The sequence below is a fragment of the Nocardia carnea genome (assembly GCF_029869215.1).
Lineage (GTDB): Bacteria > Actinomycetota > Actinomycetes > Mycobacteriales > Mycobacteriaceae > Nocardia > Nocardia carnea_B.
The window spans coordinates 1-8,832 of record NZ_JARWPM010000386.1 but is presented as its reverse complement, the minus strand read 5'-3'; the positions used below and the strand labels follow the sequence as shown (position 1 = coordinate 8,832).

Here is an 8,832-nt window from a genome sequence, read left to right as displayed (position 1 = left end):
CGTGCGCGCGCCCGCGCGCCCCCGCCCGGCGGTGCCCCCCGTCGGGCCGCCGCCACCACGGGGGCGCGCACCACGACTCCCTCGCGAACGAGCCGGTCGACGAGTGCCTCGGCATCGTCCGGGCGTGGTGTCTCCCGGTGGGCACCATCGAGCCAGAAGGTCCGGCCGGTCACCCCGGGCAGGACGATCCCGCCGTCCACCAGGGCCGATGTCGCCGTCGCGCGCAGCGACGTCCCGACCGCGAACTGGATTCCGACGAACCCCGCGCCCTCCGGCACCGGCGCGGTACCGGTGCGGCTCTCCGGGCCGCTGATCGCTGCGTACCGGCGCCCCTCCTGCTCCCAGAACACCAGCCCCCAGGTCTCGGACGCGACCGACGTCATCTCCGAGACGCGCTCGCTGCGACAGGTCCAGACGGACTCGACCCACGGCGAATCCGACGCCCGCGTCTCGAACAGCAGTCCCACCATCCGGATATTAGGCCAGACCGAGCGCCTGGAGAACGGTGACGGCGCCGGGCTGCGTGGCTCGATCGGCACCGATGATCCGCGGCGGACCGATACAGTTGGGCGAGCTGGACAGCCGGTCGGGATGTGGTGGTGTGAGACGAGTCAGTGCGGTGTGGGATCGCTTCCGGTTGTTCAACCTCGGTGAGCTGCTGGCGCATCCCGTGCGGACGACGATGTCGCTGACCGTGCTGGGGGTGTCGGCCTCGATGCTGGTGGCGGTGTTCAGCATCTCCGGGTCGCTTACCGGGTCGATGGACAAGCTCGTCGAGGGACTCGACGGTGACGCCGTGCTCGAGGTCAGTGGAATAACCGACGCGGGATTCGGACAGGATCTGGTGCCGGAGATCGAGTCCGTGCCGGGGGTGCGGGTCGCGGTCCCGATGCTGCGGGTACCAATCGGGGCGAACGCGGACCGGGCGTTGCTGGTCGGCTCGGATGCGCGGATCGCGGAGCTGGGCAGCTCGCTCACCGAATCGTTCGGAGCCCGGGCCGGAAAACTGCTGACCGTGCCCAACGGGGTGCTCACCGGCGCGGCCATGGGGTTTCAGGAGGGCGATACCGTCGCGCTGGGTAGCGGAAAGGCCACCGTCGCCGGAGTTCTGGATGGTGACGGCGCGGGTGCACTGAACGACGGCCACCTCATCGCGACGACGCTGGCGACTGCGCAGGCGCTGAGCGACCGGCCCGGGCAGGTGAATTCGGTGCAGATCATCGCGGAACCCGGAAGTGATGTCGGCCGGCTGCGGACGACGCTGACCCAGGTGGTGGACGGACGAGCCGTGGTCGCGGAACCCGGCTTCCGGAGCGCGCAATCCGGTGGCGCCGTGGTGCTCATCCGGTACGCGAGCCTGATGGCTGCCGTGGCGGCCCTGGCGGTGGCGGCGTTCCTCGTCTACAACGTGATGGCGATGGCGATCGCCCAGCGGCGGCCGACGCTGTCGATGCTGCGGGCGATGGGCGGCCGGCGGGGGCCGATGGTGCGGGGTGTGCTGGCCGAGGCGGTATCGGTGGGGGTGTGCGGAGGCCTCGTCGGCGCGGGAATCGGCGTGGTCGCGGGCCGGATCGCGATCGGAGCGCTGCCGGCCGCCATCGTGCAATCCATCGAAGCGCGGACCGAATATCTGGTACCCGTGTACGCGATTCCGGTTGCGGTCGGACTCTGTGTGCTGGCCAGTGTGGTGTCGGCCGCCTTCGCGGCGCGGGGGATATACCGGGTGCAGCCGATCGAAGCGCTGACGCCGGTGGAGGTCGCCACGTCCGAGACGGTCCGGCCCGCCGTGCGGTGCGCGGCGGCGGCACTGGGGGTGGTGCTGGCGGTCGCCTCGATCGCTGTGGCACGGGCCGATCTGGGCTTGTTGTCGCTGGCATCGATATCGCTGGCATTCGGTGCGGTGATCGTGCTGTGGTTCGCCGCATCGGCGCATATCGTGCGGGCCGCCGCGGCCATCGCCCGCTGCTTCGGTGCGCCGGGTGCGCTGGCCGCGACCAGCCTCGAACGTGCGCCGCGCCGGGTGTGGGCCACCGCGATGACGGTGCTGATCGGGGTCACGGCGGTGGTGTCGACCGGTAGCGCCACGCGACTGGTGGTTGATTCGGCGGCGCAGAGTTTCGAGCATCTGTCCGCGGCGGATTTTTTCGTGACACCCGCGTCCATGGACCAGTTTCCGGTCGGCCCGTTGCTCCCGGACGGGTTGGCGAAGCAGGTCGCGGCGGTGCCGGGCGTGGCGGCCGTCAACCCGGCGCAGCTGGCCTTCGCGAACGTAGGTTCGCTGCGGGTGATGCTGCAGGGGTTTCCGCCGCCCGCGGCCGGTGCGCCTGCCGATCCCGGCCGGATCAACACGGCGATGACGCCGGAGGCGGCCCGGGCACTCGTGTCGGGCGAGGGGGTGGTCGTGTCCCGCGATATCGCGCGCGCCCTCGGGGTGTCCGAGGGCGATACGCTCACGCTGCCCACGCCGACCGGCCGGCACGAGGTCCGGATCGTTCAGGTGATCCCGTACTTCGCCGCGGTAGCGGGGACCGTCATGATGGATTTGCCACGCCTGCGCGAATGGTATGAGCGGCCGGGGGAGACCATGCTGGCGATCGATGTGGCCGATGGTGCCGATCCGGCGGCGGTCGGTGCCGCGCTGCGCCGGGTGGTACCGGGCAATCTGCACATCGATTCCGGTGCGGAGGCCGTCGCCCTGACCTCCGGCAGTCTGCGTCAGGGGACGGCGCTGGCCACGAATACGTTGTGGATCGTCATGCTGGTCGCCGCGATCGCCCTGCTCAATACCCTCATGCTGTCGGTGCTGGATCGGCGCCGGGAAATCGGTGTGTTCCGGGCGATGGGCGTGAGCCGCCGGTTCCTGCTGCGCTCGGTGCTGGCCGAGGCGGCCGGGATCGGCATGATCGGTGCGGCCGGTGGACTGCTGGGCGGCGCCGTGATCCAGTACTTGGGCGCGCTGGCGATCGGGCATGCGATGTCGATAGATATCAGCTATGAACCGAGTCCGATGCTCGTGGGTTATGGGGTGGCCGGGCTGGTTCTGGCGATGCTGGGAGCGATTCCCCCGGCGTTGCGGGCGGCTCGGATGCCGGTGGTCGAGGCCTTGGCGGTCGACTGATCCGGGCGTCCACGCGGCGAGGTCGCGGCAGGTGGCAGTGGTTTTCCGCTGGTGCGGGCCGGTCGGGCCGCGGGGTCGCGGGTGAGAAACCGCCCCGGACCGCCTGTTTCGCGTGACTGGAACCACAAACTCTGAGTTACGGATATGATGGCCCGCGTTGTGTCGCGGTGCGGGAAGGGAGCCTGGATTTGCGCGGCGCCGGGTCTGCTGTCGCGCCTGTGCTGTTTCGCAGCACGGCGGATTCGGGTTCCCGGCTGCCGACGGCCGGTGGATCCGGGGTTCTTCCCCGGAATTCGCCTGATGCCGTCGCGGAGCGAGTATTGCGTGTTCGACACCGTATTCGGGTCAGTGCCTGTGCGTAGAGCACTGGCGATCCGATAGGGGTTCCCGCCGGGGAGTGTTCCGGCATTCCTGATGCGGCATCGTCGAACACCTGTGTGACCGATCGGTGGAATGCGGATTGTCGAACGAGGACAAGCTCAGGACCTACCTGCGCAGAACGCTCGCGGAGGCGCGTGAGGCACGCGACGAGGTCCATCGGCTGCGGGCGGAACAGTCCGAACCGATCGCGGTGGTCGGGATGGCGTGCCGCCTCCCGGGCGGCGTCACCACCCCGGATGAACTGAGCGATCTGCTCCACGAGGAACGCGATGCGATCACCTCCTTCCCACCGGATCGAGGCTGGGACGAGGTCGCTCTCCACGATTCCGACCCGGACGCGCCGGGACGGACGTACTCCTGCCGCGGTGGCTTCCTCGCCGATGCCGCCGGGTTCGATGCCGAGTTCTTCGGAATATCCCCGCGCGAGGCGCTGGCCATGGATCCGCAGCAGCGGGTGTTGCTGGAAACCGCATGGGAAGCCGTCGAATACGCCGATATCGACCCGTTGTCGCTGCGGGGCAGCCGGACCGGAGTGTTCGCCGGCGCCACGGCCAACGACTACTCGGCCCGCCTGCTGGGCGGCGCGCAGTGGCCGCGGATCGAGGGGCACTGGCTGACCGGGAGCACACTCAGCGTCGCGTCCGGCCGGATCGCCTATCACCTGGGACTGCACGGGCCCGCGCTGTCCATCGACACCGCGTGTTCGTCGTCGCTGGTGGCACTGCACGAGGCGAGCCGGTCGCTGAGGTCGCGGGAATGCGATCTCGCACTGGCCGGGGGTGCGACGATCATGGCGACGCCCGCCATGTTCCTGTATTTCTCGCGCCAGCGCGGCCTGGCCGCCGACGGCCGGTGCAAATCGTTCGCCGCCGCCGCCGACGGTGTCGGATGGGCCGAAGGCGCGGGAATGCTGCTGCTGGAACGGTTGTCGGACGCGCAGCGCAACGGCCGCACCATCTGGGCGGTGATTCGTGGCAGTGCGATCAACCATGACGGCGCGAGCAACGGGCTCACCGCACCGAACGGTATTTCGCAACAGCGGGTGATCCGGGAAGCCTTGGCGGCCGCGGGCCTGTCCGCGCGCGATATCGATGTGGTGGAGGCCCACGGCACCGGCACCCGGCTCGGTGATCCGATCGAGGCCCACGCATTGCTCGCCACCTACGGGCAGGACCGGGAACCCGGCCGGCCGGTCACGGTGGGGTCGCTGAAATCGAATATCGGGCACACCCAGGCGGCCGCCGGCGTGGCGGGCGTGCTGAAGATGATCGTGGCCATGCGGGATGGCCGGGTGCCCCGCTCCCTGCATATCGATGCGGCCAACCCGCGCGTGGACTGGTCGGCGGGCGCGCTGGAACTCGCCGCGGCGGCGCGGCCGTGGGAGACCGACGGCCGGCCGCGGCGCGCGGCGGTGTCCTCCTTCGGTATCAGCGGGACCAACGCGCATGTGATCGTCGAGCAGGGTCCACTGCCGCAGGATGTGATCGAGCACGGCGGGAATGGTGCACCGGTTGTACCGTGGGTGATCTCGGCCCGCGATGCGGCCGGTCCGGGACGCCAGGCGGCCCGCCTGGCGAACTGGCTGCGGTCGCGCCCGGATACCTCGGAGTCGGATGTGGCGTGGTCGCTCGCCGGTCGCTCACAGCTGGAACACACCGCGGTGGTGGTGGGCGCCGACCGGGACGAGCTGACGGCCGGACTCGCCGCCCTCGCGGAGAACCGGCCGGCGCGCTCGGTGATCAGCGGTGCGGCGCGGCCGGGAAAAACGGCCTTCGTATTTCCGGGGCAGGGTGCCCAGTTCACCGGGATGGCGCGCGATCTGCACACGGCGTATCCGGCCTTCGCCGAAGCATTCGACGCGGTGTCCGTCGCGCTGGAACAGGCCGGGACGCCGCCGCTGTCGCGGATCATGTGGCACGACGCCGCGGCGCTGGATCGCACCGACGGTGCGCAGCCGGCGCTGTTCGCGGTGGGGGTGGCGCTGTACCGGCTGCTCGAATCCTGCGGCGTACGGGCGGATTTCGTGATCGGACACTCGATCGGAGAACTCGCGGCCGCACATGTGGCCGGCGTTTTCACCCTCGACGAGGCCGCGCGTTTGGTCGCGGCCCGCGGCCGGTTGCTGGCGGGGCTGCCTGCCGGGGGCGTGATGGTGGCGGTCCACGCGCGTGCGACGGAGGTGCGGTCGGCGCTCGTCCCGGGGGTGGAACTCGCGGCGATCAACGGGCCCGAGTCGGTCGTGCTGTCGGGGTCGGCGGACGCGGTGGAGGAGGTGGCCGCGATGTTCCGCGAGCACGGCTGCCGGGTGGACCGGCTGGCGGTCTCCCACGCTTTCCATTCGGCGTCGGTGGAACCGATACTCGACGAGTTCGCGTCCGTGGCCCGGGCGATCGAGTACCGGAAACCGGCTGTTACGGTGGCCAGCACCGTCTCCGGGTCGCTCACCGGGACGGAGCTGATGGATCCGCGGTACTGGGTCCGGCAAATTCGCGAGCCGGTCCGGTTCGCCGACGGGGTGCGCGCCCTGGCGGACGCGGGTGCTGTCCGGTTCGTGGTACTGGGCCCGGATGGCGGACTGGCCGAATTGGTGCGCGAGACCCTCGATATCGCGGATACGGTGTCGGTGGCGCTGCTGCGCAAGGGACGTGACGAGGTTCGTGCCCTGGTCGGGGCGGTGGCCGCCCTGTACGCCGACGGTGCGGAGGTGCAGTGGCGTGCGCCGGCGGCCGGGCGACCGGCCCGCTATGTGCCGCTGCCGGCATATGCGTTCGCGCACCGGAATTTCTGGGTCGAGGCCGACGCGGTACCGGATACGGCCGCGCCGGTAGGATCGTCCGCAGCGGACGGGCCTTCGGACACGACCATCGTGCCGGTGCCGGATTCCGGTGGCGTCGTGCTGCTGCGCCGGCTGTCCCCGGACGAGCAGCCGTGGCTGGCCGATCACCGGATCGGGGACCGCGTGGTGGTCGCCGGTTCGGTGTTCGTGGAACTGGCCATCCGGGCCGGTGACGAGGTCGGATGCCCCGTGGTGCGGGAATTGTCGCTGGCCGCGCCGTTGCCGGTCTCCGGCGCGGGAACCGTCGTGGAGGTGCATGTCGGCGCGGCCGATGAGATGGGGCGCCGTCCGGTGTCGATCTATTCGCCGGTGCGCGCGGACGACGCGGACCGGCAGCTACACGCCGAAGGCGTTCTGGTATCGAATAGCTCTGGTGCGCCGTATGAGTCGGAGTGGCCGCCGTCGGATGCGGTCCCGGTCGACCTGACCGACTGTTACGAACATCTGGAGGCCGCGGGCTACCGCTACGGGAGGGCGTTCCGCGGCTTGACCGGGCTGTGGCGGCGCGGTGCCGAACTGTATGCCGAGGCAGCGCTGCCCGATGCGGTGTCCGCCGCGGGGTTCGGGTTGCATCCGGCCCTGCTGGACGCGGTACTGCATGCTCATCTGCTCACCCGCGAGTCCGGCGCGCCGGTCCTGCTGCCGTTCCTCTGGGAGAACGTCTGCCTGCACGCCTCGGGTGCGACCGCGGTCCGCGCGCGGATCGTGCCCCGGCCGCGGGGTGGGCTCGTCCTCGACATCGCCGATCCGCACGGTCGGCCGGTGCTGTCGGTGGGTGCGCTGACGGCACGCGAAATCCCGGACATCGCCGGGCAGGTCACCACGCCGGTGCCGCTCCGGCAGCTGGCATGGCACGCCACGCCGGTTGCCGGTGCGGTCGTGCCGTTCGTGGAGTGGGACGGCGTGGACGACGGCGGGGGGCCGGGTCATCTGGTGTGGGATCTACGGGCGGCGGGCGCCGAGAACGACGTCGTCGGCGCGGTGCACGAATCCGTGCGCACCGTGCTGGATGGCGTGCAGCGGTTTCTCCGGGACGAGAAGTTCGGCGGGAACACCTTGGTGGTGTGTACCCGCGGGGCGGTCTCGGTCGGCGAGACCGATCCCGTCCATCTCGCCGGGCCGGCGATATGGGGTCTGCTTCGCTCCGTCCAGGCCGAGGAGCCGGGCCGGGTGGTCGTCGTCGACGCCGACAACCACGCCGATGGCGCCGAGCTCGTGAGCGTGGCCGCCGGTGTGCGGGAACCGCAATTGGCCGTCCGCAACGGCATCGCGTACGTGCCTCGACTGGTGCCCTGCGATGCGCCGGCCGTGCTGTCGCCCGCGCCGGCCGCCGGAACCGTTCTGATCACGGGTGGCGCCGGTGGACTCGGTGCGGTGCTGGCCCGACATCTGGTGCGGCACCACGGCGTTCGTCATCTGTTGCTGGTCGGCCGCCGCGGTCGTGCGGCACCGGGTGCGGACGACCTCGCGACCGAATTGTCGGGTCTGGGCGCGACCGTGACCATCGCCGCCTGCGATGTCGCCGACCGCGGATCGGTCGCCGCGCTGCTGGACGCGATACCGGACGACGCGCCGCTCGCCGGGGTGATCCACGCCGCGGGAGTCTTGGCCGACGGAGTGACGGATACGCTCACGCCCGGCGATCTGCGGCGGGTGCTGCGGCCCAAGGTGGACGGGGCATGGCATCTGCACGAACTCACCGAGGGCCGGAACCTCCGGTTGTTCGTGCTGTTCTCGTCGGTCGCCGGGGTCGCCGGAGCGCCCGGCCAGGCGAATTACGCGGCAGCCAACGCGTTTCTGGACGGATTGGCGCGGTATCGGCGCGCGAGCGGTCTGCCCGCCACCTCGATCGCCTGGGGCCCCTGGGACATCGACCGCGGCATGACGGCCACGGTGGACACCTCCAGGCTCGGCCGGCTCGGTTTCGCCTCGTTGTCCGCCGGCGCGGGTACGGCGATGTTCGACGAGGCGCTCCGCGTGGACCGGCCCGATGTCGTCGCCGTGCGACTCGACATGGATGCCGTGCGGGCGCGGGCCCGTGCGGGCCGTACCGCGCCCATCTGGAACACCCTCGCCCCCGTCGGCCGTCCCGCGGTGCCCGCTGGTATCGCCCCCGCGCCCGGTGGTGGCCGTTTCGCCGGGCTCGGGGCGTCCGCCCGGCGGACAGCGGTACTCGAGGTGGTGGCCGCGGAGGTCGCGGCGGCGCTCGGGTACGACGGGCCCGAAGCCGTCGACACCGGCCGGAATTTCCGGGATCTGGGGTTCGATTCGCTGACCGCGCTCGAGGTCCGTAACCGAGTGCGCCGGGCCACCGGCGTCTCGTTTCCGGTGACCGCGATTTTCGATCATCCGTCACCCGCGGCCCTCGCGGCCGCGGTGGCCGCACAGCGGGAGGGCACGCCGCCGCCGCCGCCGCGGGCGCCGGGACGGGCGCGGGCCGGATCAGCCCAGCCCATCGCGGTCGTGGGGTGGGGGTGGGCGGTTACGGGCGGGGTGG

Annotated in this window: 2 protein-coding genes and 1 pseudogene; 2 read left to right on the top strand and 1 reads right to left on the bottom strand. The window is 71.2% G+C overall.

From position 1 onward, the window contains the following. Positions 1 to 470: pseudogene (locus QH276_RS27970) on the bottom strand (AraC family transcriptional regulator); the annotation flags it as partial. Between the two features lie 131 nt (positions 471 to 601). Here QH276_RS27970 and QH276_RS27965 point away from each other — a divergent pair. Both QH276_RS27965 and QH276_RS27960 read left to right on the top strand, forming a co-directional pair. Further along, the gene (locus QH276_RS27965; protein WP_280397664.1) at positions 602 to 3,118 is read left to right on the top strand and encodes an FtsX-like permease family protein; all 2,517 of its coding nucleotides are present in this window, start codon (positions 602 to 604) and stop codon (positions 3,116 to 3,118) included. Between the two features lie 460 nt (positions 3,119 to 3,578). Further along, positions 3,579 to 8,832, top strand: a 5,254-nt coding sequence (locus QH276_RS27960) for a type I polyketide synthase (protein ID WP_280406952.1), incomplete at its 3' end; no start/stop codon positions are given.